The 24,432-nt window shown below is 71.4% G+C and carries 19 protein-coding genes and 1 tRNA gene; 10 read left to right on the top strand and 10 right to left on the bottom strand.

Going from position 1 to position 24,432, the window contains the following annotated elements; translation table 11 throughout:
* Nucleotides 1-174 precede the first annotated feature (174 nt).
* Nucleotides 175-1,134, top strand: coding sequence for a LysR family transcriptional regulator (locus ACFY2K_RS31545; protein ID WP_380594177.1), 960 nt, complete (start codon nucleotides 175-177; stop codon nucleotides 1,132-1,134).
* Nucleotides 1,135-1,147: 13 nt separating this feature from the next.
* Here the strand turns inward: ACFY2K_RS31545 and ACFY2K_RS31540 are convergent, their stop codons facing one another.
* Nucleotides 1,148-2,158 carry a hypothetical protein gene (locus ACFY2K_RS31540; protein ID WP_375896317.1) on the bottom strand — a complete coding sequence of 337 codons (1,011 nt, stop codon included), beginning with the start codon at nucleotides 2,156-2,158 and terminating at the stop codon, nucleotides 1,148-1,150.
* On the bottom strand, nucleotides 2,155-2,676 hold the full coding sequence (locus ACFY2K_RS31535; protein ID WP_375896314.1) for a SigE family RNA polymerase sigma factor: 522 nt from the start codon (nucleotides 2,674-2,676) through the stop codon (nucleotides 2,155-2,157). Before ACFY2K_RS31535 ends, ACFY2K_RS31540 begins: the two co-directional genes overlap by 4 nt.
* A gap of 208 nt (nucleotides 2,677-2,884) precedes the next feature.
* Here ACFY2K_RS31535 and hrpA point away from each other — a divergent pair, with 208 nt between their 5' ends.
* Both hrpA and ACFY2K_RS31525 read left to right on the top strand, forming a co-directional pair.
* Entirely contained in the window at nucleotides 2,885-6,865 is a 3,981-nt protein-coding gene (gene hrpA / locus ACFY2K_RS31530; RefSeq protein WP_387716078.1) for an ATP-dependent RNA helicase HrpA, read from the top strand.
* Nucleotides 6,866-6,997: 132 nt separating this feature from the next.
* A tRNA-Asp gene (locus ACFY2K_RS31525) sits at nucleotides 6,998-7,071 on the top strand.
* A gap of 348 nt (nucleotides 7,072-7,419) precedes the next feature.
* Here ACFY2K_RS31525 and bldC read toward each other — a convergent pair.
* Both bldC and ACFY2K_RS31515 read right to left on the bottom strand, forming a co-directional pair.
* On the bottom strand, nucleotides 7,420-7,626 hold the full coding sequence (gene bldC / locus ACFY2K_RS31520) for a developmental transcriptional regulator BldC (RefSeq protein ID WP_014137253.1): 207 nt from the start codon (nucleotides 7,624-7,626) through the stop codon (nucleotides 7,420-7,422).
* A 487-nt stretch (nucleotides 7,627-8,113) separates the two neighbouring features.
* Entirely contained in the window at nucleotides 8,114-9,010 is an 897-nt protein-coding gene (locus tag ACFY2K_RS31515; protein ID WP_375896309.1) for a hypothetical protein, read from the bottom strand.
* A 207-nt stretch (nucleotides 9,011-9,217) separates the two neighbouring features.
* Here ACFY2K_RS31515 and ACFY2K_RS31510 point away from each other — a divergent pair, with 207 nt between their 5' ends.
* Together ACFY2K_RS31510 and ACFY2K_RS31505 are read left to right on the top strand one after the other, a co-directional pair.
* Nucleotides 9,218-10,375: a Glu/Leu/Phe/Val dehydrogenase dimerization domain-containing protein gene (locus ACFY2K_RS31510; RefSeq protein ID WP_380525579.1), complete on the top strand. Its 1,158-nt coding sequence runs from the start codon at nucleotides 9,218-9,220 to the stop codon at nucleotides 10,373-10,375.
* Between the two features lie 418 nt (nucleotides 10,376-10,793).
* The gene (locus ACFY2K_RS31505; protein WP_375896303.1) at nucleotides 10,794-11,051 is read left to right on the top strand and encodes a DUF3073 domain-containing protein; all 258 of its coding nucleotides are present in this window, start codon (nucleotides 10,794-10,796) and stop codon (nucleotides 11,049-11,051) included.
* Nucleotides 11,052-11,308: 257 nt separating this feature from the next.
* Here the strand turns inward: ACFY2K_RS31505 and purM are convergent, their stop codons facing one another.
* The 3 genes from purM to ACFY2K_RS31490 all read right to left on the bottom strand — a co-directional run bounded on the left by purM (nucleotide 11,309) and on the right by ACFY2K_RS31490 (nucleotide 15,147).
* Entirely contained in the window at nucleotides 11,309-12,394 is a 1,086-nt protein-coding gene (gene purM, locus ACFY2K_RS31500; RefSeq protein ID WP_375896300.1) for a phosphoribosylformylglycinamidine cyclo-ligase, read from the bottom strand.
* A gap of 83 nt (nucleotides 12,395-12,477) precedes the next feature.
* Nucleotides 12,478-14,061: an amidophosphoribosyltransferase gene (purF, locus tag ACFY2K_RS31495; RefSeq protein ID WP_380525580.1), complete on the bottom strand. Its 1,584-nt coding sequence runs from the start codon at nucleotides 14,059-14,061 to the stop codon at nucleotides 12,478-12,480.
* A gap of 240 nt (nucleotides 14,062-14,301) precedes the next feature.
* A complete protein-coding gene (locus tag ACFY2K_RS31490; RefSeq protein ID WP_375896295.1) occupies nucleotides 14,302-15,147 on the bottom strand; it encodes a diacylglycerol kinase in 846 nt (281 codons plus the stop codon).
* A gap of 126 nt (nucleotides 15,148-15,273) precedes the next feature.
* On the opposite strand from ACFY2K_RS31490, the gene ACFY2K_RS31485 reads away from it, so the two are divergent.
* Entirely contained in the window at nucleotides 15,274-16,557 is a 1,284-nt protein-coding gene (locus ACFY2K_RS31485; RefSeq protein ID WP_375896292.1) for an adenylosuccinate synthase, read from the top strand.
* Nucleotides 16,558-16,682: 125 nt separating this feature from the next.
* On the top strand, nucleotides 16,683-17,285 hold the full coding sequence (locus ACFY2K_RS31480; protein ID WP_375896291.1) for a GNAT family N-acetyltransferase: 603 nt from the start codon (nucleotides 16,683-16,685) through the stop codon (nucleotides 17,283-17,285).
* 20 nt (nucleotides 17,286-17,305) lie between these two features.
* Here ACFY2K_RS31480 and ACFY2K_RS31475 read toward each other — a convergent pair whose 3' ends face one another.
* A complete protein-coding gene (locus tag ACFY2K_RS31475; RefSeq protein ID WP_380525581.1) occupies nucleotides 17,306-17,461 on the bottom strand; it encodes a hypothetical protein in 156 nt (51 codons plus the stop codon).
* A gap of 357 nt (nucleotides 17,462-17,818) precedes the next feature.
* Here ACFY2K_RS31475 and ACFY2K_RS31470 point away from each other — a divergent pair, with 357 nt between their 5' ends.
* The 3 genes from ACFY2K_RS31470 to metG all read left to right on the top strand — a co-directional run bounded on the left by ACFY2K_RS31470 (nucleotide 17,819) and on the right by metG (nucleotide 20,719).
* Nucleotides 17,819-18,667, top strand: a complete 849-nt coding sequence (locus ACFY2K_RS31470) for a helix-turn-helix domain-containing protein (protein ID WP_387716073.1) — start codon at nucleotides 17,819-17,821, stop codon at nucleotides 18,665-18,667.
* Nucleotides 18,664-18,864 carry a DUF397 domain-containing protein gene (locus ACFY2K_RS31465; protein ID WP_387716071.1) on the top strand — a complete coding sequence of 67 codons (201 nt, stop codon included), beginning with the start codon at nucleotides 18,664-18,666 and terminating at the stop codon, nucleotides 18,862-18,864. The genes ACFY2K_RS31470 and ACFY2K_RS31465 overlap by 4 nt, the downstream gene beginning before the upstream one ends.
* A 133-nt stretch (nucleotides 18,865-18,997) precedes the next feature.
* Complete coding sequence (gene metG, locus ACFY2K_RS31460) at nucleotides 18,998-20,719, top strand: methionine--tRNA ligase (RefSeq protein WP_380594171.1); 1,722 nt, start codon at nucleotides 18,998-19,000, stop codon at nucleotides 20,717-20,719.
* A gap of 121 nt (nucleotides 20,720-20,840) precedes the next feature.
* Here the strand turns inward: metG and sbnB are convergent, their stop codons facing one another.
* Together sbnB and ACFY2K_RS31450 are read right to left on the bottom strand one after the other, a co-directional pair.
* Nucleotides 20,841-21,848 (bottom strand): 2,3-diaminopropionate biosynthesis protein SbnB, encoded by a 1,008-nt coding sequence (sbnB, locus tag ACFY2K_RS31455; protein ID WP_375896278.1) that lies wholly within the window; start codon nucleotides 21,846-21,848, stop codon nucleotides 20,841-20,843.
* A 72-nt stretch (nucleotides 21,849-21,920) separates the two neighbouring features.
* Nucleotides 21,921-24,152 carry an MMPL family transporter gene (locus ACFY2K_RS31450; RefSeq protein WP_375896276.1) on the bottom strand — a complete coding sequence of 744 codons (2,232 nt, stop codon included), beginning with the start codon at nucleotides 24,150-24,152 and terminating at the stop codon, nucleotides 21,921-21,923.
* Nucleotides 24,153-24,432: the final 280 nt, after the last annotated feature.

Here is a 24,432-nt window from a genome sequence, read left to right as displayed (position 1 = left end):
CGGCGATCACACCCCACCCACAGAGTCGGCGGTCCGAAAATCACCCAGCCGCCGGAGCACCCCCCCCCGGAACCGCCCCCGGACCCACCCACCCTCCCGAAAGCCCCCCCGCCCCACCCCAGCCCCGCGCAGCGGCCCCCTCACCCCCACAACGGCACCCGCTAGGGTGCCGAGGTGGATCTGGATCTGGCACAGGTAAGAGCCTTCACCGCAACCGCCGAAGAACTCCACTTCGGCCGCGCCGCCGGCCGCCTGGGCATCACCCAGCAGGGCCTGTCGAAGCGGGTGGCCCGCCTGGAGGCCGCCCTCGGCGTCCGCCTGCTGGAACGCGGCGCCCGCGGGGTGACCCTGACCGCCCCGGGCACCCGGTTCCTGGAGCCCGCCCGCCGCCTGCTGTCCCAGGGAGAGCGGGCCGTGGCGGCGGTGGCAGGTGCCGGGCGGCCCCTGCGGATCGACGTGTGGGGCCACCTGTACGCCCCGATGCGCACCCTCGCCCAGGCGGTGGACGCGGCGCCGGGCCTGGAGGTGGAGCCGGTGCCGGGCCGCGACCTGCCCTCCGTGGCGGCCGCGGTGCTGCGTGGCGAGTCGGATGCCGGGTTCGGCCGGGTGCACGCCCTCCCCGGCGGCACCGATGCCGGTCTGACGCACCGCCTGGTCCGCCTGGAGCCGGTGGACGCCCTGCTGAGCGCCGACCATCCGCTGGCGGGCCGCGACGCCCTGGCCCCGACGGATCTGCGCGGCAGCGTGCTGCGCTACCCGGCGGCGGTGGACCGCCTGGACTTCCTGACCCGTTTCGCCACCCGGTTCGGCATCGACGGCCGGGTCGGTTCGACCAACCTCGGCCTGGAGCACTTCCTGGACCAGGTCGCCGCGGATCCGACCTGCTTCTCGCTGGTGCCGGCCGACGGCCCGCTGCCCGGCCGCCCGGGCGTGCGGACCGTTCCCCTGGCCGGCCCGACCCCCCTCTACGCCTGGTCGCTGCTCTGGCGCTCCGACCGGGACGCCGACCGGGGCCGCCAACTGGACTTCCTGCTGAGGGCGTTCACCGCGGAGGCGGCCCGCAGCCGGTGGCTGGAGTACGACCCGGCCCGGGACTGGCTCCCGGACGCCGACGAGGCCGCGCTCCAGCCCTGAGCTCCGGCCCCGCTCACCACCAGGCCTTCTGGGTCCGCAGCACCGATCCGTCGGCCGCGTAGGAGACGACGGTGTTGTTGCCGGGTGCCGGGATGCGGATGACGGCGTACCAGCGGACCGGGGAGTCGCCGACCGCCACCGGCTCCGTCTCGATGACCATGCCGCTCTCCCACTTGACCACGACCCTCTCGACCTCGGGCCGGGCCTTGACGACCACCATCTGCGGGCTGCCCCCCGTGTCGACGACGCGGTTGAGCCCGCGGCTGCCGATCACGGCACCCTGATCGTCCTGCGCCGTCCCGCCCGGGCCGGGAACCGGGTCGACGAAGTCGCCCGGCTGCCGTTTGCCGTCCACGGTCAGATAGACCTCGGCCCGGTCGGTGTTCGGGGTCCAGGGCTGGAGGCCGCCCCCCTGGGGGTCGTCCGGCAGGCGCGGGTCGACGGTTCTCCGCTCCTGCTGGATCAGCCGGGCCTGGGCCAGGCCGTCCGCCGCGGTGGGCGCGGCCGGCCACAGGGCGATCCAGGCTTCCAGGGCGTGGCCGCTCACCGTGCCTTCGTTGATCTTGACCCGCAGCGGCGAGAACGGGTCCCGGGCCGGCCGGGACGGCGAGGGCGTCGCGGAGGCCGTCGGGGCGGCTCCGGCCGAGGAGACCGTCGGGGACACCGGGGCCACCCCGGGCCCCGGCAGCTCCGGCGCCGACGGGGCGCCCGGAGCCGCCGGGGAGACGGCCGCCGGCGGGACCGCCGCCACCGAGGCGCTGCCGGCGCCCCGCCCGTACCCGCCGAACACCGTGCCCGGGCCGCCGATCAGCGTCCCCGCCCCGCCGACCGCGACGACCAGCCCGGCGACCGCCGCCCCGGTCAGCAGCCGGCGCCGCCGCAGCCGCCGCCGCCCGCCGGCCAGCAGCCGGTCGTACGGCACCGGCCCGGCCTCGACGCTGTCCGCCAGCTCGCCCAGCTCCCACGAGACCACGGCCTCGGCCGCCTCCACGTCCTCGTCCCCGGGCATGGACTCCGTGCTCATCTGCTGCTACCTCCGATGCTGGCCAGTCCGTTGAGTGAGGAGGACTCCCGCAGTTTGGCCAGCCCCCGGGCGGCCTGGCTCTTCACCGTGCCGACCGAGCAGTTCATCGCGGCCGCGGTCTGGGACTCGCTGAGGTCCTCCCAGTACCGCAGGACGACGGCCTCCCGCTGGCGCGGCGGCAGGGCGGCGAGGGCGCCGAGCAGCACGGCCCGGTCGTCCGGGTCGGGGCCGGCCGGGGCGGGCCGGTCGGGGAAGGCCTCGACCAGGTACTCGACCGGTCTGCGCCGGTACCGCCGGGCGTGCTCGTTGATCAGGATGCGGCGCACGTAGGCGTTCGGGTCGTCGGCAGCCCGGACCTTGTTCCAGTGCACGTAGGCCCGTTCCAGCGCCTGCTGGACCAGGTCCTCGGCGCCGTGCCGGTCCCCCGCCAGCAGGTAGGCCGTCCGCAGCAGCCGTGACCACGCACTGCCGGTGAACGCCCGGAACTCCTCGTCCCGTGCGGTCTCGTGGGCTCCCATGAGCACCTCCTCCCCCTCCAGAGTCCGGAACCGCCGTGGATCGTTGCCCGGCCCGTCGAACGCGTTCCGCCCGGCCCGTCGGACGCGTTCCGCGCGGCCCGCGCGACCGGGGCGCCCGGCGTTCGCGATTGGGCACCGGCGGCTGTGACACTGGAGGGGCTCGAAAACCGAGGTGCGCTCCGCCGTGCCTCCTTGCGAACCTAGAGGGATGCCCGCAGTGAGTTCTCCCGCAGTCCAGTCCGCCTCCGTTCCCGCCGAGGGTCCCGGAATCGGTGAGCTGGCCGCCCGCCTGCCCGAGCTGACCCTTCGCGACGAGGTGCGGATCGGGCGCCGGCTGGAGGGGGCCCGCCGGGTCCGCAAGCCGGAGGCCCGTCAGCAGGTCGCCGCCGAGATCGCCGCCGAGATCGACCGCGCCGAGCTGCTGGTCGAGCAGCGCCGGGCCGCCGTGCCGAAGATCACCTATCCCGCCGAGCTCCCGGTCAGCCAGAAGAAGGACGACATCCTGGCGGCGATCCGGGACCACCAGGTGGTGATCGTCGCCGGTGAGACCGGTTCCGGCAAGACCACCCAGATCCCGAAGATCTGCCTGGAGCTGGGCCGCGGCGTCCGCGGTCTGGTCGGCCACACCCAGCCGCGCCGGATCGCCGCCCGCACGGTGGCGGAGCGCGTCGCGGAGGAGCTGGACACCCCGCTCGGCGAGGCGGTCGGCTGGAAGGTCCGGTTCACCGACCAGGTCGGCCGGGACACCCTGGTCAAGCTGATGACGGACGGCATCCTGCTGGCGGAGATCCAGACCGACCGGGACCTGCGCCAGTACGACACCCTGATCATCGACGAGGCGCACGAACGCAGCCTCAACATCGACTTCCTGCTCGGCTACCTCAAGCAGCTGCTCCCCCGCCGCCCCGACCTCAAGGTCGTGATCACCTCCGCGACCATCGACCCGGAGCGCTTCGCCCGGCACTTCGGCGACGCCCCGGTGATCGAGGTGTCCGGCCGCACCTACCCGGTCGAGGTCCGCTACCGCCCCGTCCTGGACGACGGCGACGACGAGGCCGACGAGGCGGACCGCGACCGCGACCAGATCCAGGCGATCTGCGAGGCCGCCCAGGAGCTCCAGGACGAGGGCCCGGGCGACATCCTGGTCTTCCTCTCCGGCGAGCGCGAGATCCGCGACACCGCCGACGCCCTCACCAAGCTGAAACTGCGCGGCACCGAGATCCTCCCGCTGTACGCCCGGCTCAGTTCGGCCGAGCAGCACCGGGTGTTCCAGCGCTCCAGCAGCCGCCGGATCGTGCTGGCCACCAACGTGGCCGAGACCTCGCTGACCGTCCCCGGCATCAAGTACGTGATCGACCCGGGCAACGCCCGGATCTCCCGCTACAGCCACCGCACCAAGGTGCAGCGGCTGCCGATCGAGGCGATCAGCCAGGCCAGCGCCAACCAGCGCAAGGGCCGCTGCGGCCGCACCTCGGACGGCATCTGCATCCGGCTCTACTCGGAGGAGGACTTCCTCTCCCGCCCGGAGTTCACCGACGCCGAGATCCTGCGCACCAACCTGGCCTCGGTGATCCTGCAGATGACCGCGGCGGGCCTGGGCGACATCTCCGCCTTCCCGTTCCTGGACCCGCCGGACTCGCGCAACATCAAGGACGGCGTCCACCTGCTGCACGAACTGGGCGCGCTGGACCCGGAGGAGAAAAACCCGCGCAAGCGGCTGACCGCGCTCGGCCGCAAGCTGGCCCAGCTCCCGGTCGACCCGCGGATGGCCCGCATGGTGCTGGAGGCGGACCGGAACGGCTGCGTCCGGGACGTCATGGTGATCGCCGCCGCGCTGTCCATCCAGGACCCGCGCGAGCGCCCGGCCGAGAAGCGCCAGGCCGCCGACGAACGGCACCGCCGGTTCACCTCGGAGACCTCCGACTTCCTGTCCTACCTGGCGATGTGGCGCTACGTCCGGGAGCAGCAGAAGGAGCTCTCCTCCTCGGCCTTCCGCCGGATGTGCAAGTCCGAGTTCCTCAACTACCTGCGGATACGGGAGTGGCAGGACGTCTACACCCAGCTGCGCACCGTGGCGAAGCAGTTGGGCGTGACGATCGAGGAGCCGCATCCCGACGCCGAGCCGGACGCGGACCGGATCCACCAGTCGCTGCTGGCCGGACTGCTCTCCCACATCGGCCTGTTCGACGTGGAGAAGCGCGAGTACGGCGGCGCCCGCGGCGCCCGTTTCGCGGTCTTCCCGGGCTCCGGCCTGTTCAAGAAGCCGCCGCGCTGGCTGATGTCGGCCGAGCTGGTGGAGACCTCCCGGCTGTGGGCCCGGATCAACGCGAAGATCGAGCCCGAGTGGGTCGAGCCGCTGGCCGGGCACCTGATCAAGCGCAGCTACAGCGAGCCGCACTGGGAGAAGAAGTCCGGTGCCGTGCTGGCCTACGAGAAAGTGACCCTCTACGGGGTGCCGATCGTCGCCCAGCGGAAGATCAACTACGGCCGGATCGACCCGGAGCTCTGTCGCGAGCTGTTCATCCGCAACGCGCTGGTCGAGGGCGACTGGGAGACCCACCACAGGTTCTTCGCCGAGAACCGCAAGCTGCTCGGCGAGGTCGAGGAGCTGGAGAACCGGGCCCGCCGCCGGGACATCATGGTGGACGACCAGACCCTGTTCGACTTCTACGACGCCCGGCTGCCCGAGGAGGTCGTCTCCACCCGGCACTTCGACTCCTGGTGGAAGAAGGCCCGGCACGAGCAGCCGGACCTGCTGAACTTCGAGAAGTCGATGCTGATCAACGACGCCGCGGACGGCGTCACCGAGGCCGACTACCCGGACCACTGGCAGCAGGGCAAGCTGCGCTTCCGGCTGACCTACCAGTTCGAGCCGGGCAGCGACGCGGACGGCGTGACCGTCCACATCCCGCTGCCGGTGCTCAACCAGGTCACCGCGGAGGGCTTCGACTGGCAGATCCCCGGTCTGCGGGAGGAGCTGGTCACCGCGTACATCAAGTCGCTGCCGAAGGCGATCCGGCGCAACTTCGTGCCGGCCCCGGACTTCGCCCGGGCGGCGCTGCGCGCGGTGAAGGACCGCCAGGAACCGCTGCTGCCGTCCCTGGAGCACGCCCTCAAGCGCCTGACGGCCGTCACGGTGCCCCCGGAGGCCTGGGACGACGAGCGGGTCCCGGAGCACCTCAAGGTGACCTTCCGGGTGGTGGACGGGAAGCGCCGGCTGGCCGAGTCCAAGGACCTGGAGGAGCTGCGGCTGAGGCTCAAGCCCAAGCTCAAGGAGACGCTCTCCTCGGCCGCCTCCGGGCAGGGCATCGAGCAGAGTGGGCTGACCGCCTGGCCGGCCGGGCTGCCGGTGCTCCAGCGCACCTTCGAGCAGCGCTCCCGCGGCCACTCGCTGCGCGCCTACCCGGCGCTGGTGGACGAGGGCGCCACGGTCGGCGTGAAGCTGTTCGACACCCCGCCGGCGCAGGCGCAGGCGATGTGGGCGGGCACCCGCCGGCTGCTGATGCTGACCACCACCTCCCCGGCCAAGTCGATCCAGGGCCGGCTGGGCAACCAGGCCAAGCTGGCGCTCTCGCACAGCCCGCACGGCTCGATCGCCGCCCTGTTCGAGGACGTGGTCGCCGCCGCGACGGACCGGCTGATGACGCTGTCCGGCGGCCCGGCCTGGGACGAGGCGGCCTTCGCCAAGCTGCACGACAAGGTGCGGACGGACCTGTACGACCTGTCCGCGGACACCACGCTCAAGACGGCCACCGCGCTGATCGCCTTCCACAAGGCCTCGACCCGGTTGAAGTCGGTGAGCAGCCCGGTGCTGCTGAACGCGGTGAACGACGTCCGGCTGCACCTGGCCTCGCTGGTGCACCCGGGCTTCGTGACCGCCACCGGCTGGCAGCGGCTGCCCGACCTCAAGCGCTACCTGCTGGCGGTGGACCGCCGGCTGGAGGCGCTGCCCAACCACCCGCAGCGGGACGCCCAGCAGCTACTGAAGGTCCAGCAGGTGCAGCAGGCGTACGGGGAGCTGCTGGCCGCCGTGCCGGCCGGGCAGCAGCCCTCCGCGGAGGTGCTGGCGATCCGCTGGATGATCGAGGAGCTGCGGGTCAGCTTCTTCGCCCAGGGGCTGGGCACGCCGAGCCCGGTCTCGGAGAAGCGGATCACCAAGGCGATGGAGGCGGCCCGGGCCACGCTGTGACCCGGGCGGCACCGCTGAGCTGCGGGTGCGCCGTGGGGCCCTCAGGAGCCAGTTCGACCTGGGGGCCCACCATGGGCTACAGTCTGTCTTGTTCGCAGCGCGGCAAGCGGGTGAACGAGATCAGAACACTCTGGTCCTGTGGAGCAGTTGGTTAGCTCGCCACCCTGTCAAGGTGGAGGTCGCGGGTTCAAGTCCCGTCAGGATCGCCGCAGTGCGAGAGGCCCGGAATCGTCAAGGTTCCGGGCCTCTTGCGTTTGGCCGTACGGCCCTTACTCCGCACCGGATCCGGACCACAAGTGGTTGAACGCGTGACGGTCGTCACCCGCACCCCCGTGAAACCGCCCTCGAAACGACCCGTTCCGGACTCCACTAATTTAATATGTAAAATTGCACTGTTATTCACTGTAAATCCCCCCCGCACCATGCGCACCGAATCGTTATCCGGAGTTCAGCATTCCGACCGTTGGGGGGCCGTCGCCGGGTATGACAAAGGGGCCGCTTACCGGACCCGGCGGAGTCCGGTAAGCGGCCCCTTCGAAAGAGCCTTTGGCCTATCAGGCCTCAGTGCGCTGAGCGGGAATCCCCGCCAGCAGAGCGCGCACCTCCGCCTCACGGTAGCGGCGGTGACCGCCGAGCGTGCGGATCGACGTGAGCTTGCCGGCCTTGGCCCAGCGGGTGACCGTCTTCGGGTCCACGCGGAACATGGTGGCAACCTCTGCCGGCGTCAGCAGCGGCTCAGCATCAGGGGTACGAGCGGTCATGAGCGGCCTCCTCGGGAGAACCGAACCAGGGCGGTTCTATCCTTCAAATTCTGCACCTTGGCCCGCGATGCCCGAAATGGCATAGACGGGCCGAGTCGGTTATAGGACGAACGGCTTGTCCTGGTGTCTACAACTACACCATCCGTCCAGCCCTATCGACCAAACCGCCAAAATTGACCCCTCACGGGTTCAAGGCCGACGGATGGCGATGGACCACCCCATAACGGACAGTCACACGGCCGTGACATCCGGTTACGAGGGGACCAGACCCTCCGTTTCCCCGCAAAGCACGCATCGACTCCAGAACCACCCAAAAGTGGGCACGCTCACGTGAAGTTGGGCTGGTTGTCCCATTTTTGCACATAGGGGTTAGTTCGCGTCAACGGTGAGTAGTGTCACGTTCGACAGCTATTGACCCGAACCGGGACCTTGGTCGGCACCGTTGTGGACCAAAGACCTCTGACAGTCATACACGGGAGGTCCGACGTCAGTTCGCGTGCCGCAGCGCCAGCACCCGCTGCCACCGCCCCGTCAGCTCCCCGTACGCCCGCAGCGCCTCCGCGGTGTCCCCGGCCCGCAGCGCGCGCAGCCCGTCCTCCAGCTCCCCCGCCGAACGGTCCGCCAACAACCGCTCCGGCCCCAACAGATGCACCAGCCCCCCGTAGTCCAGCTCCACCAGCGAGCGCGGATGGAACTCCTCCAGCCACCGCCCGACCCGCTCCGCCCCGCGCACCAGCTCCCCGTCCGGCACCGCCTCGCGCAGCGCCCGGTAGGCCCGTGCCACCCGGCGCCGCGCCTGGGCCATCGGCACCAGGTAGAACAGCGCCGCCGGCCTCCCCCGCTCCCCCTCCTCCGTGCCCGCTCCCCCCGGAACGAAGCACCGGTCCTCGTCCCCGAACGGCAGGAACCAGCGCACCGGGACCTCCCACCGGCTGGTGAGGATCCACGGCCGGGCGTCCGGGTGCCCGGCCAGCCAGCGCTCCCGGTCCGCCTCGGCGGCCGCCCGGGTCACCGGCGGCACCGCGGTGTCCACCAGCGCCACCGGGGCCCCCGCCCGCAGCTCCTCCAGCGCCTGCCAACTGCGCAGCCTGGTCGCCCACGGGCACACGTACAGTACGCCGTCCACGGTCCGCAGGTACGCCCGGCCGCTCTCCTGCTCCGGCAGCGCCCGGGGCGTGCGGGCGGCCAGCTCCACCAGGGCGGCCCGCTGCTCCTCCAGCACCGCCGCCGCGACCGACTGCTCCGCCGCGGCGGCGTCCGGCCCGTGCTCCGCGGCGTAGGCCTGCCAGTGCGCCCGCTCGGGCTCCGGATAGGCCGCCAGCGGCTCGTAGACCCGCAGGTGGGCCGCGTAGGGCGGCAGTACGGAGGTGCGCACGACGGTCACGTCCTGCATGGTCGCACGCGCCGCCCGGCCCCGGGAGGGCGCGACCCCGAACCGTTCGCGCCCGGACTCCGGCCCCCTCGCGTCTCACTCCTCGGACAATGGGCACAAGCTCGGACAAGAGGGCCGGTCGGGCCCGCGCGCGCGACTACGCTTTCGCCCCAGACGCCCGCACCACAGCAGCGGGCCCTCGATACTGGAGTCACCACAGTGACCGACGTACAGACCCCCGCCACGCACCCCGCACCCGGTGTGCTCAGCAGGATCTTCCGGACCGAGCAGGACGGCGCCCCCGGCGACGGCCACGAGCAGGTCGTCCTCTGCCACGACCGCAGCTCCGGTCTCAAGGCGATCATCGCCATCCACTCCACCGCGCTCGGCCCCGCCCTCGGCGGCACCCGCTTCTTCCCGTACGCCTCCGAGGAGGCGGCCCTGGAGGACGCGCTGAACCTGTCCCGCGGCATGTCCTACAAGAACGCGCTGGCAGGGCTCGACCTCGGCGGCGGCAAGGCCGTCATCATCGGCGACCCGAACAAGGACAAGAACGAGGCGATGCTCCGCGCCTACGGCCGCTTCGTCGAGTCGCTGCGCGGCCGCTACATCACCGCCTGCGACGTGGGCACCTACGTCCAGGACATGGACGTCGTCGCGCGCGAGACCGAGTTCGTGACCGGCCGCTCGCCCGAGCACGGCGGCGCCGGCGACTCCTCCATCCTGACCGCCTTCGGCGTCTTCCAGGGCATGCGCGCCAGCGCCCAGGCCCGCTGGGGCCAGCCGACCCTGCGCGGCAAGCGGGTCGGCGTCGCGGGCGTCGGCAAGGTCGGCCACTACCTGGTCGGCCACCTGGTCGCGGACGGCGCCACCGTCGTCGTCACCGACCCGTTCGAGGCGGCCGTCAACCGGGTGCGCGCCGCCCACCCCGAGGTGGAGGTGGTCGCCGACACCGCCGCCCTGCTCCGGGCCGAGCTGGACGTCTACGCCCCGTGCGCCCTCGGCGGCGCGCTGACCGACGACGTGGTCGCCGCGCTCGGCGGGTTCGGCACCTCGATCGTCTGCGGTGCGGCCAACAACCAGCTGTCCCACCCGGGCGTCGAGAAGGACCTGGCCGACCGCGGCATCCTCTACGCCCCCGACTACCTGGTGAACTCCGGCGGCGTGATCCAGGTCGCCGACGAGATCGACGGCTTCAACTTCGAGCGGGCCAAGAACAAGGCCACCAAGATCTTCGACACCACCCTGGAGATCTTCACCCGGGCCGCCTCCGACGGCATCCCGCCGGCCGTCGCCGCGGACCGCCTGGCCGAGAAGCGGATGCGCGAGATCAGCGCGCTGCGCACGGTCCTGCTGCCGGGCTCGCGCCGCGGCTGATCCGGCGGGCCGGTCCGGCTCCGCCCGGACCCCCTCCGGACCCCTCCCGGGCGCCTGACGCGCGGGGGGCCGCCACCTCCGGCCCCCCGCGCATCACGATGTGGAACCGGATTCTCACTTCTGCGTCCGATCAGGTGATCCAACGCCCCCGTAGGGGGGATAATCAGTCCTGGAACGACGGACCCGAGACACCTCTGGACAGCGTGCAAATCGCCGCAAAACCTCCCCTGACCTGGGAAGACCTGGTCTCGGGTGCGGTCAGTGCGCGCCACGTCACAACCACGACGTACCGTCCAGCGGCGGAAACAGGTACCGTTAATGCTCCAAGGGACGGTCCTCCCATTCGGGCAGGCCGGTCCTGATCATGAACACGTGTCAGACTCGGGGCCGTGAGCCCCATCGTTGAGGGGGTCGACCCATGGGGCGCGGCCGGGCCAAGGCCAAGCAGACGAAGGTCGCCCGCGAGCTGAAGTACAACAGCGGCGGGTTCGATGCTAACCGTCTGTCCAACGAGCTGGGCGCATCGCCGTCCACCGCTCCGATCGACCCTGAGCCGATCGAGGAGGTGGAGGACGACGACCCGTACGCGGAGTACGCCGCCCGCTACGCCGACCTCGACGACGAGGACGACAGCGAGCCGGGCACCGGGCCGTCGCAGGCCTCCCGCCGCTCGTAACCGCAGCTTCGCCTGACCGGTCCTGACGCCCCTGGGCGCCGGACCGGTCTTCGGCGTTGCTGTGTTGGTCGCCCCTCGCCTCCGGGGCGCTCCGACCCGGTGCCGACGGTCGGCGCTCCCTCGCTCGTTCCTCGCTCCCTCGCTTCTCCCTTTCGGCACCGGCGCGCCCCTTCGGCTCGGGGCGGATGGGGGCACCGCTACGTGCGAGAGGGCCCCTCCGGTGCTCCGGAGGGGCCCTCTGCGCGTCCGACCGGCCGTCAGGCCGTCGTGAAGCCCTCGTAGGCGTTGTACAGGGCCGCACCGGCCTCGTGCTCGTCCGTGCGGTCGACCACGTCGCCGAGCAGCCAGGCCTCGACGCCCCGGTCCTCCAGGATCGACAGCACCACGTCCACCGAGTGCGGCGGGACGACGGCGACCATGCCGACGCCCATGTTGAGCGTCTTCTCGATCTCCAGGGTGGCCACCTTGCCGACCTCGGCGACGGTCCGGAAGACCGGCAGCGGGGTCCAGGTGCCGCGGTCCAGGCGGGCGTGCAGGCCCTCCGGGATCACCCGGGCCAGGTTGGCCGCCAGGCCGCCGCCGGTGACGTGCGAGAAGGCGTGCACCTCGGTGGCCCGGGTGAGCGCCAGGCAGTCCAGCGAGTAGATCCGGGTCGGCTCCAGCAGCTCCTCGCCGAGGGTGCGGCCGAACTCCTCGACCTTGCGGTCCAGCTTCCAGCCGGCCTCGTTCAGCAGCACGTGGCGGACCAGCGAGTAGCCGTTGGAGTGCAGGCCGGAGGCGGCCATCGCGATCACCACGTCGCCGGCCCGGACCCGCTCGGCGCCCAGCAGCGCGTCGGCCTCGACCACGCCGGTGCCGGCGCCCGCGACGTCGTACTCGTCCGGGCCGAGCAGGCCCGGGTGCTCGGCGGTCTCGCCGCCCACCAGGGCGCAGCCGGCCAGCGCGCAGCCCTCGGCGATGCCCTTGACGATCGAGGCGACCCGCTCGGGGACGACCTTGCCGACGCAGATGTAGTCGGTCATGAAGAGCGGCTCGGCGCCGCACACCACGAGGTCGTCCACGACCATGCCGACCAGGTCGTGGCCGATGGTGTCGTGCTTGTCCATGGCGGCCGCGATGGCCACCTTGGTCCCCACGCCGTCGGTGGCCGAGGCCAGCAGCGGCCGCTCGTAGTTCTTGAGGGCGGACACGTCGAAGAGGCCGGCGAAGCCGCCGAGACCGCCGACCACCTCGGGGCGGCTGGCCTTCTTCACCCACTGCTTCATGAGCTCGACGGCGCGGTCGCCCGCCTCGATGTCGACACCGGCGGCGGCGTAGGTGGCGCCGTTCTGGTTGCTGGTCACTGCGTGCGGCCCTTTCGGGTCAGGTGGGGGTGGTTCGGAAACAGCGGTGGGGCCCCGGTTCGCGGGACCCCACCGTGGATTCGCTACGGGCGGCGCAGCGCGTCGGCCGCGCCCGCCCCGCCGAGCAGCGACTGGACGCCGTCCAGGTCGCTGCCGCTGGTCGGCTTGCCGCGGACGGCCGGCTGCTGCTGGCCGCCCTTGATCTCGGCCTCCAGCAGGAGCTTGCCGAGCAGCGCCGGGTCCGGCAGCTCCATCGGGTACTCGCCGTCGAAGCAGGCCCGGCAGAGCCTGTCCTTGGGCTGCTTGGTGGCCTCGATCATGCCGTCGATCGAGATGTACGAGAGCGAGTCGGCGCCGAGCGTGCGGCCGATCTCCTCGATGGTCATGCCGTTGGCGATCAGCTCCGCGCGGGTGGCGAAGTCGATGCCGAAGAAGCAGGGCCACTTCACCGGGGGCGAGGAGATCCGGATGTGCACCTCGGCGGCGCCCGCCTCGCGCAGCATCTTCACCAGCGCGCGCTGGGTGTTGCCGCGGACGATCGAGTCGTCCACCACCACCAGGCGCTTGCCGGCGATGACCTCGCGCAGCGGGTTCAGCTTGAGCCGGATGCCGAGCTGGCGGATCGTCTGGCTGGGCTGGATGAAGGTGCGGCCCACGTAGGCGTTCTTCACCAGGCCGGAGCCGTACGGGATGCCGCTGGCCTCGGCGTAGCCGATCGCGGCGGGGGTGCCGGACTCGGGCGTCGCTATCACCAGGTCGGCCTCGACCGGGGCCTCCACGGCCAGCCGACGGCCCATCTCCACCCGGGAGAGGTGCACGTTGCGGCCGGCGATGGAGGTGTCGGGGCGGGCCAGGTAGACGTACTCGAAGACGCAGCCCTTGGGCTTGGCCTCGGCGAAGCGCGAGGTGCGCATGCCGTTCTCGTCGATGGCGATGAGCTCGCCGGGCTCGACCTCGCGGATGAAGGAGGCGCCGCAGATGTCCAGCGCCGCCGTCTCGGAGGCGACCACCCAGCCGCGCTCCAGCCGGCCGAGCACCAGCGGGCGGATGCCCTGCGGGTCGCGGGCGGCGTAGAGGGTGTGCTCGTCCATGAAGACGAGCGAGAAGGCGCCCTTGACCTTCGGCAGCACGACCTTGGCCGTCTCCTCGATGGAGAGGTCCGGGTGGCCGGCCAGCAGCGCGGTCACCAGGTCGGTGTCGTTGGTCGCGGCGGTCCGGCCGGAGCGCGAGACGTGCTCCTCGCCGGGCAGTTCGGCGACCATGGCCGCCAGTTCGGCGGTGTTCACCAGGTTTCCGTTGTGCCCGAGGGCCAGCGAACCGTGGACGGTCGCCCGGAAGGTCGGCTGGGCGTTCTCCCAGACCGAGGAACCGGTGGTCGAGTAGCGGGCGTGTCCGACGGCGATATGCCCGTGCAACGACCCCAGGGAGGCCTCGTCGAAGACCTGGGAGACGAGTCCCATGTCCTTGAAGACGAGAATCTGGGAGCCATTGCTCACTGCGATGCCCGCGGATTCCTGACCGCGGTGCTGCAGGGCGTAAAGGCCGAAGAACGTGAGCTTGGCGACCTCCTCGCCGGGAGCCCAGACACCGAAGACGCCGCAAGCGTCCTGGGGGCCTTTCTCACCGGGAAGAAGATCGTGGTTGAGTCTTCCGTCACCACGTGGCACGCCTTCGAGTCTAGGGCAGTTGACCAGGGCTTCCGGTACCCGGGAGGTCCGCTCCGGGCGGAGATCGCGGAGTAACGCGCGTAGACAAAACCCCTTACGGAGCCGGGAATTCGGGTGGGGGAATTCCGGCGGGCGGCGGTTGGCCTTGCGGTTCGCGCCCGTTGGGGCTTTCCGTGTGCGCAGCGGTGGTCGCCGGGCGGCTCCGAACGTGAGCCTGCTCACCCGGGGTTCACCCGGAGGTCACGCGGCGGGCAGCAACAGGCCCCAGGCGCCCGGGTGCACCGTCCAGGTCCGGGCCCGGACCGGGCCGACCGGATGGCCGTCCGCCTCGTAGCCGAAGCCGCGCCCGACCACCGAGACGCTGGCCGCCCGCGCCCGCACCAGCGCGCCGGGCGCGCGGACCACCACCTCCAGCACGCCGGCGCCGTCCGCGCCGGCGCCGGTGAGGGTCAGCTCGACCAGCCGGACCGGGCGGTGCACGTCGGCCAGCAGCCGGCCGTCCGCCTCGACCCGGACCCGGGGGCTGTGGTCGACCGCGTCGGAGGTGAGTGCGTTCGCCTGCTCGGCCGCAGCCAGTTTCGCCCATAGCGAACGCCAACCACCCGGACGGCCCTCCGAGCGGGGCGCTCCGCCGCCGGTGATCCGCACCCCGCCGAGCGCCACCCCGCCACCGTCGTCCACCAGCAGGTCGAAGGTGCGCGGCGACCCCGACAGCACCGCCCGCGCGGCCCGCACCGGCTCCTCCGGCACACCCAGTGCGCGGGCCGCCGCCAGCTCCTCCGCGCGGCCGACCGGAACCATGCCCACCGGATCCGCGCCCAGCTCACGCTGGCGGTGCAGGGCCTGGAGCACCCGCTGCAGGGCGAGGTCGGAACCGATCACCACCGGTCGCCGCCGACCCCGGTGCGAAAGCATCCGGTCGAGTTCGGTCGGGTTGTCCGGATAGGCCACCTTGACGTCCGCACCCCCGCAGAGCACGTCCCTCGCGATCCGCACCGACTCCCCGTCGGTCCGCCGGGCCACCGGGTCGAGCAGCAGCAGAAGGGGCTCGGGACCGCCGGTTCCAGGCGTGGACAGGGACGACACGACCGGTCCTTCCTCAGGTAATCTCTCGGTGCAAGAGCCCCTTGCGCCATTGCGCCAGGGGCTTCGTCTATCTCGGGGCAGACTGCGGCCTACGCAGGATGCCCCAACCGGAAGGGGTGTACGCCTGTGCCGGCACTCGTGCTCGTTGGCGCTCAGTGGGGGGACGAGGGCAAGGGGAAGGCCACCGACCTCCTCGGCGGCTCCGTCGACTACGTCGTCCGCTACCAGGGCGGCAACAACGCCGGTCACACGGTGGTCATCGGCGACCAGAAGTACGCCCTGCACCTGCTCCCCTCCGGCATCCTCAGCCCGAACGTGACCCCGGTCATCGGCAACGGCGTCGTCATCGACCCGGGCGTGCTGCTCTCCGAGCTGGCCGGCCTGAACGAGCGCGGCATCGACACCTCGAAGCTGCTGGTCTCGGGCAACGCCCACCTGATCACCCCGTACCACCGGACCATCGACAAGGTCACCGAGCGCTTCCTCGGCAAGCGCCGGATCGGCACCACCGGCCGCGGCATCGGCCCGACCTACGCGGACAAGATCAACCGCGTCGGCATCCGGGTCCAGGACCTGTTCGACGAGTCGATCCTGCGCCAGAAGATCGAGGCGGCGCTGCACGACAAGAACCAGATCCTGGTCAAGCTCTACAACCGCCGCGCCATCCCGGCCGACCTGGTGGTCGAGGAGTACCTGGGCTACGCGGACAAGATCCGGCCCTTCCTCGCCGACACCACCCTCGTCCTGGACGAGGCGCTCAAGGCGAACAAGGTCGTCCTGCTGGAGGGCGGCCAGGGCACCCTGCTCGACGTCGACCACGGCACGTACCCCTTCGTGACCTCGTCGAACCCGACCGCGGGCGGCGCCTGCACCGGCGCCGGCATCGGCCCCACCAAGATCGACCGGGTCATCGGCATCCTCAAGGCCTACACCACCCGCGTCGGCTCCGGCCCGTTCCCGACCGAGCTGCTCGACGAGGACGGCGAGGCGCTGCGCCGGATCGGTGGCGAGCGCGGTGTCACCACCGGCCGCGACCGCCGCTGCGGCTGGTTCGACGCCGTCATCGCGCGCTACGCGACCCGGGTCAACGGCCTCACCGACTTCTTCCTCACCAAGCTCGACGTGCTGACCGGCTGGGAGCAGATCCCGGTCTGCGTCGCGTACGAGATCGACGGCCGGCGGGTCGAGGAACTCCCCTACAACCAGTCGGACTTCCACCACGCCAAGCCGATCTACGAGACGCTGCCGGGCTGGACCGAGGACATCAGCAAGGCGAAGACCTTCGCCGAGCTGCCGAAGAACGCCCAGGCCTACGTGAAGGCGCTGGAGGAGATGTCCGGCGCGCCGATCTCCGCCATCGGCGTCGGCCCGGGCCGGGACGAGACGATCCAGATCAACTCGTTCATCTGAGCCCGTTCCTCCGGAGGGCCCCGCGGGACGCACCGTCCCGCGGGGCCCTCCGCTTTGCCCTCGACTCATTGCACTAGTACGTAAATCCATTGCATCTAGTGCAGAGGCGCGCTACGTTCGGGGGCATGACCGCGAAGCCGCCCACCGCCATCACCCTCACCGGCCGCCACATCCGCCTGGAGCCGCTGGGGCGCCACCACCTCGCCGACCTGTGGGCCGCCATCGGCTCCGACCCCGAGGTCTGGCGCTGGACCATGGACCTCCCGCCGGCCTCCGAGGAGGAGCTCGGCCGCATCCTGGACCTCCGCATCGCCGGGGCCGAGCGGGGCGACTCGGTCTGGTTCGCCGCCGTCGACCTCGCGGCCGGCACCGCCGTCGGCATCACCGGCTACCACGACATCAACCCCACGGACGAGTCCGTCGAGATCGGCGGCACCCTGTACGCCCGCTCCGTCTGGCGCACCGCGGTCAACAGCGAGGCCAAGCTGCTGCTGCTCACCCACGCCTTCGAGGACCTCGGCACCGGCCGCGTCTACTGGAAGACCGACGCCCTCAACGAGCGCTCCCGCAACGCCATCCTGCGCCTCGGCGCCCGGTTCGAGGGCGTCCTGCGCCGCCACCGCCTCCGCCCCACCGGCACCTGGCGCGACAGCGCCTACTTCTCGATGCTCGCCGACGAGTGGCCCCCCGCCAAGGCCCGCCTGACCGCCCGCCTCGCCCGCGGCTGACGGCGGGCCCCGGGCCGGGGCTATTCGTGCTCGGCACGGGTGGAATGACGGGGGATCAACTCCCGTTTTGTCGAGCGGAGTTCCCGGGGCTGCATGTTGACCAGCCAGACCAGCCAGCCGACGAAAAGGACGGCGAGGAGGAGGGCGGACAATCCGGCGACCAGAAGGGCATTCACCGGGGTACGGAAATGCGCTGGGGGAGGTGGGGGCGGTGGGGGCGCGGGTGCGGGGGGCCGGGAGGGGGAGGAAGGGGCACGGCTGTCTCCGGTCGGTGATGCCGAACGCCCTGACCGTGCATCTGGGTGTATTTACGGCTGATTGGCAGGGCCGATAGGCGACTTGGCGACTGTTTAGGGGACAACAAGTCAGCGAGTGACACGGACGACCATAGGGTCAGGGTGCCAGAGTTGCTACCGAGGGACTGGACGTTCACTCCATCGTGGGGTATCCCCCAATTCGCTAGCTAGGGCCCGGTGTGCACGTCACACTTCACCGGAAGCATCGACCGAAGCCGCGATCCGGAGAAGAGAGTCATGCCACCCCGCTTGTCGCCGACCGTCCGCCAGCAGCGCCTGGGGATCGAGCTGCGCAAGATGCGCGAACGCGTGGGCGTGACGCCCAAGAGCCTGGCCGCCACGATCGGCACCGACCTGCCCAAGATCTCCCAGATGGAGAACGGGAAGTCGGGCATCAGCGCCGAACGGCTCCGGACCTGGGCGCGCACCTGCGGCTGCCCCGACGGCCCGTACCTGGACGCGCTGCTCGCCATGACCCAGGACCGCCGCAAGTACTGGTGGGACGGCTACCGGGGCCGGATGCCCGGCGGGATCATCGACATCGCCGAGATGGAGCACCACGCCGCGTCGCTCTCCATCCTCAACAGCACCTTCATCCCCGGGCTGCTGCAGACCCCGGACTACGCGGCCGCGGTGTTCGAGCGGCTCCCCGCCCAGCACCGCCAGGAGGCGCAGGTCCGGAAGGAATTCCGGATTCGGCGCCAGCAGATCTTCGTCGACCGCCCGAAGCCGTACACCGCGATCCTGCACGAATCCGCGCTGCGGATGCAGTTCGGCGGCCCCGCCGTGCTGCGCGACCAGTTGCACAGCCTGCTGCTGAATTCCGAGCGGCCCGGACTGGAGATCCGGGTGATCCCGTTCAGTGTGCCCACGTACACCGGCTCCTCGGAGAGCCCGTATCTCGCGCGCGGGCCCGTCCCGGAGCTGGACACCGTCCAGATCGAGCTCGTGCACGGGCCGAAGTTCGTGCACTCCGAGGCGGAATTGTCGTCCTACCGACGGATCAAGGAGAAGACCGCGGCGATCGCGCTGGGGGCGGCGGAGTCCCGGGAGTTCATCCGGGCCTTACTGAAAGACTTCTCATGAGTACGTGGCGCAAGGCGTCGACCAGCGGCGAGAGCACCGACTGCGTGGAGGTCAGAACCTACGCCGGGCAGGTGGAGATCCGCGAGTCGGACCTGCCCGAGGTGGTCGTGCGGACCACGCCGCGCAAGTGGGCGGCGTTCGTCCGCGGGGTCAAGGCCGGGGAGTTCGACCGGTACGCCGACTTCACCCGTCCGTGAGGCCGCGCTGCCCCCGTCGCGGGCCGGTCGGCGGAGCGGCCGACGGTAGGCTTGGCAGCCCACAGTGGACCCCTGCGCCTGGCACCGCACTCCGGGTGGGGTGCGCGTGCGGGAGAAATCGGAGCATCCGAGGATGGCTCGGCACCTGATCACCAGCGCCCTTCCGTACATCAACGGGATCAAGCACCTGGGCAACCTGGTCGGGTCGATGCTCCCGGCGGACGTCCACGCCCGCTACCTGCGCCAACGCGGCCACGAGGTGCTGTACATCTGCGCCACCGACGAGCACGGCACGCCCGCCGAACTGGCGGCGCAGGAGGCCGGGTTGCCGGTCGCCGAGTTCTGCGCCCGGGCGCACGACGCCCAGCGGGCGGTGTACGACGGCTTCGGGCTGTCCTTCGACCACTTCGGCCGCAGCTCCTCGCCGCAGAACCGGGAGATCACCCAGGAGATCGCCCGCGAGCTCCAGCGCAACGGCTTCGTCGAGGAGCGCGCGGTCCGCCAGGTGTACTCCAACGCCGACGGCCGCTTCCTGCCGGACCGCTACATCGTCGGCACCTGCCCGCACTGCGGCTACGACAAGGCGCGCGGCGACCAGTGCGAGAACTGCACCCGGGTGCTGGACCCGACCGACCTGCTGGAGCCGCGCTCGGCGATCAGCGGCAGCGCCGACCTCGAAGTCCGGGAGACCAGGCACCTGTTCCTGCTCCAGTCGAAGCTGACCGAGGAGGTCGAGGCCTGGATCGCCGCGCACGGCGACGACTGGCCGGTGCTGGCCTCCTCGATCGCCCGCAAGTGGCTGACCGAGGGCCTCCAGGACCGCTCGATCACCCGCGACCTGGAGTGGGGCGTCCCGGTGCCGGCCGACGTGTGGCCCGAACTGGCCGCCGAGGGCAAGGTGTTCTACGTCTGGTTCGACGCCCCGATCGAGTACATCGGCGCCACCAAGGAGTGGGCGGACGCCGCCCCGGCCGGGCAGCCGCGGGACTGGAGGTCCTGGTGGTACGAGGCCGACGACACCGTCCGCTACACCGAGTTCATGGCCAAGGACAACGTCCCGTTCCACACCGTGATGTTCCCGGCGACGATCCTCGGCTCGCGCCGCCCGTGGAAGAAGGTCGACTACGTCAAGGCCTTCAACTGGCTGACGTACTACGGCGGGAAGTTCTCCACCAGCCAGAAGCGCGGCATCTTCACCGACGTCGCGCTGGAGCTGCTGCCCGCCGACTACTGGCGCTACTTCCTGATGGCGCACGCCCCCGAGTCGGACGACTCCAGCTTCACCTGGGACCTCTTCGCCTCGGTGGTCAACAAGGACCTCGCCGACACCCTCGGCAACTTCGTGAACCGGGTGCTCTCGTTCAGCCGCAAGCGCTTCGGCGACGAAGTCCCGGCCGGGGCCGCGCCGGGCGGGGCCGAGGAGCGGCTCGGCGAGCAGACCGCCGGCCTGCTGGCCGAGTACGAGGCCCAGCTGGAGGCGCTCAACTTCCGCAAGGCGGCGCAGGCGCTGCGCGCGCTGTGGAGCGCCGGAAACGCCTACCTGGACGAGAAGGCGCCCTGGCTCCAGGTGAAGACCGACCCGGAGGCGGCGGCGCTGACCCTGCGGACGGCGATGAACCTGATCCACCTGTACGCGGTGGTGTCCGAGCCGTTCGTCCCGACCGCGGCGGCCGCGATGCGCGGCGCCTTCGCGCTGCCCGGGGACACCCGGACCTGGATCGACGGGGACGCGGCCCGGGCGCTGGACCTCGTCCCGGCCGGGACGCCGTTCACCGTGCCGCCGGTGCTGTTCGCGAAGGTCACCGACGAGGACCTGGCGGCCTGGGCGGCGCGCTTCGGCGGCGCGCAGGCCTGAGCACGCCACGAGGGCCCCGACCGCGGTCACGGCGGTCGGGGCCCTCGTCGGTGGTGCCGGGCCCTTCGTGGGGGGGCGGGCCCGGGGTCGGCGGGCCCGGTGGGGCGGGCCCGGGGTGGGGCTACCAGCGGGTGGTCTCCGCGAAGAAGCCGGGGATCTCGGTCGCCCGGCCGGCCGCCACCGCCTCGTCGTGCACCAGCGCGCCGACCGCCAGGTCGAGCACGCCGAGGCCGAAGGGCGAGAAGACCACCGGGCGGTCGGTGCCGACGGCGACCTCGCCCTCGATCACCTGGGCCAGCGTGCCGGTGACGAACTCCCGGTTGCCGTAGAGCTGTTCGGCCAGGTGCGGAGAGGTGTTCGCCTTCATGCAGTGCTCCACGTCGTCGAGCACGTTGTACGCGCCGCCGATGATCTCCGGCGCGAGGTCGCGCAGCGAGATGTTGAGCACCAGCTGCCCGGGGGCGAAGGTCTCCGGGTCGAGGATGTACGGCTCGCCCGCGGTGGTGGCCAGCACCACCACGTCGGCGCCCTTGAGCGCCTCGTGCAGGTCCTCCACCACCTGGGCCGGGTAGCCGAGTTCGGCGTCGGCGTGGTCGACCAGCGCCCGGGCGTACTCGGCCTTGCGGTCGTGCACCACCAGCTCGTCGATCTCCCACTGCTGGGCGCCGAAGAACTCCAGGATGTTGCGGGCGATGATGCCGGCGCCGACCACCGCCAGCCGGCCCGCCGTACGGCCGCCGCTGAGCACCTCGGCGGCGAGCACGGCGGAGGCCGCGGTGCGGGCCGCGCTGATCTGCGAGGCCTCCAGGACGGCGAACGGGTAGCCGGTCTCGTAGTCGTTCAGCAGCAGGGCGGCCGAGGCGCGCGGGAAGCCCCGCTCGACGTTGGCCGGGAAGCTGCTGATCCACTTGATCCCGGCCAGTCCGACGCCGCCGCCGAGGTAGGCCGGCAGGGCGATGATCCGGGCGTCCGGCTTGGCCGGGAACCGCAGGAAGTAGCTGTCGGGGTTCACGGACTCGCCGGCGCCGTGGGTCAGGTAGGTCTCCCGGACCTCCTGGACGATCCTCGGGCGGGCTCCCGCGATGAGCTCGCGGGCGGTGGTGCCGTCGATGACTCTGAACTCGAACACGGTGGTGGCTCCAGTCGGGTCCGCCCGGTGCGGGCGGGGGTCGGGCGGTGCTGAGGGGCGGGCGGGGCCGGGTCAGCCGACGTAGGCGGTGCCGGCCGGCTCGTGCTGGCCGGCGGCGTGGTGCGCCCCGGCGGCGTGCGCGGCGCGGGTGGTGCGGCCGCCGCCCAGCCAGCGCGGCAGGTACCAGTTGGCGTCGCCGAGCAGGGCCATCACCGCGGGCAGCAGCACCGCGCGGACCAGGGTGGCGTCCAGCAGGACCGCGACCGCCAGGCCGATGCCGAGCTGCTTGAAGTCCTGCATGCCCAGGGTGCCGAAGACCGCGAACACCGCGACCATGATCAGACCGGCGCTGGTGACCACCCCGGCGGTGTTGCGGATACCGAGGCCGACCGCCTCCCGGCTGGACCTGCCCGAGAGGTAGGCCTCGCGGATCCGGGAGACCACGAACACGTGGTAGTCCATCGAGAGGCCGAAGAGCACCACGAAGACGAACAGCGGCATCCAGGACTCGATCGCCCCCGGCGCCTTGGTGCCCACCAGCGAGGCGCCCCAGCCGTGCTGGAACACCGCGGTCATCACGCCGTACGCGGCCGCCACCGAGAGCAGGTTGAGCAGGATCGAGGTGATCGAGATGGTCAGCGAGCGGAAGGAGACCAGCATCAGCAGGAAGGTGACGCCCATGACGAAGGCGAACACCGGGACGATGCTGCGGTCCAGCTGGTTGTTGTAGTCGACCGAGAAGGCGAGGTCACCGGCGACCAGCGCGGTGGTGCCCGGAACGGTCTTGAGGGTCTGCGGGACGATCTGCCCGCGCAGCGCCGACAGGGCCGCCTTGGAGGTGGCGTCGGTGCCGTTGCCCGCCAGCGGAACGCTGATCTGGGCGATGTTCTTGTCCTTCCAGTACCGCACGTCGATCTGGTTGCCGGTCTTCCCGGAGGCCAGGGCGGCCTGCTTGAAGTCCTCGATGCTCTTGGCGACCTGCGGCGAGTCGATGGAGTCGGCCTTGACCACCACGGTGGCGGGCGAGGGCGACCCCGGGAACTCGCGGTCGATCCGCTGCGAGACCGAGACCAGCGGGTTGTCCGAGGGCAGCAGCTTGTCCATGCCGAGCTTCTCGGTCTTCATGCCGAGCGCCGGCAGGGCCAGCACCAGCAGCACGGCGGCGGACAGCAGGGCGAAGATCCCCGGGCGGGCCAGCACGCCGCGCAGCAGCGCGTTGGCGGGCTTCGGGCTCGCCGCGGCGGTCTGACGGCGCTTGCTGATCCACGGGATCCGGCCGGCCGCGACCTTGTCGCCGAGCATCGACATCAGGGCCGGCAGCACGGTCATCGAACCGACCACCGCGACCGCGACGACCTCGATGGTGGCCATCGCGAAGCCCTCGAAGACGGTCAGCCCGGAGAGGAACATGCCGGCCATCGCGACCATCACGGTGAGGCCGGAGACCATCACCGAGTGGCCCGAGGTGTGGGCGGCGATCCGCAGCGCGGTCGCCTTGTCCCGGCCGGCCGCCCGCTCCTCGCGCTCGCGGCGCAGGTAGAACAGGCAGTAGTCGACGCCGACGGCGAGGCCCATCAGGAACATCACCGAGTTGGTCATGCCGTCCACCGGCACCGCCTGGCTGCTCAGCGCGAGCAGCCCGAGCGCGCCGATGCAGGCGGTGACCGCCAGGGCCACCGGCAGCACGGCCGCCACGAAGGCGCCGAAGACCACCAGCAGGATGCCCAACGCGACCGGCAGGGCGGTCAGTTCGGCGCGGGTGAAGTCGTCGCCGAGGCTGTCGTTGATGCCCTTGAGGGCGGTCGCGCCGCCGAACTCGCCGAGGGTCACCTGGGGGTGGGCCTTGGCGGTGTCCTGGACGGCGGTGATCACCGGGTCGATCCGGTCGGCCGCGGTGTCCGGGTCGCCGGTGACGGCGAACATGATCAGCGCCGAGTGCTTGTCGGCCGAGAAGGCCTGGGTGGTGTACGGGTCCCGCAGGTTCTCCGCGAGACCGGTCTTGTTGACCGCGTCGGCGGTGGCCTGGACGGCGCCGCGGAACTCCGCGGAGTCCGCGGTCAGCGCGTCGCTGTGGACCAGGATCAGCTCGTTGACCGGGTCGTTGATCCCGGCGTCCTTGAGGATCTGGGCGGCCTTGCCGGACTCCCCGGTCCCGTAGTCGGCCTGGGTCAGGCTCTTCTGCCCGACCATGCCACCGAGCACGGTGACCAGGATGACCAGGATGATCCAGCCGAAGACGGCTGTCTTGCGGTGCTGGGCACTCCACTCGCCCAGCCGGGCCGCGAAATTGCTTTGACGTGCCATTACCTCTCCTGCGATCGGCGGCAATGATCAAGCCGCGGTGGCGACAGACGGGTTGGATGTGTCCTGACCGGCTCGAGGGGGACCGGCGGAATAACCATGACCGTAGGCCCTCGCGAACGGCTTTGGAGCCCCTGGGAGTTGCAGCATCCTGCGGTGGCAAGCTGCTGCCAGCGGAGGCGGGCCGGAGCCCCTTACCGGCCTCGTTTCCCCGGTGCTACGGTCGGTCCCCGTTGAGGGACAACCATTCGAGCGGACCACATTCGAGTGACGCCGGGCCGAT

The sequence above is a fragment of the Kitasatospora sp. NPDC001309 genome, from assembly GCF_042896295.1.
In the GTDB taxonomy this organism is placed as follows: Bacteria; Actinomycetota; Actinomycetes; order Streptomycetales; family Streptomycetaceae; genus Kitasatospora.
This window is presented reverse-complemented; position numbering and strand designations above follow the sequence as displayed.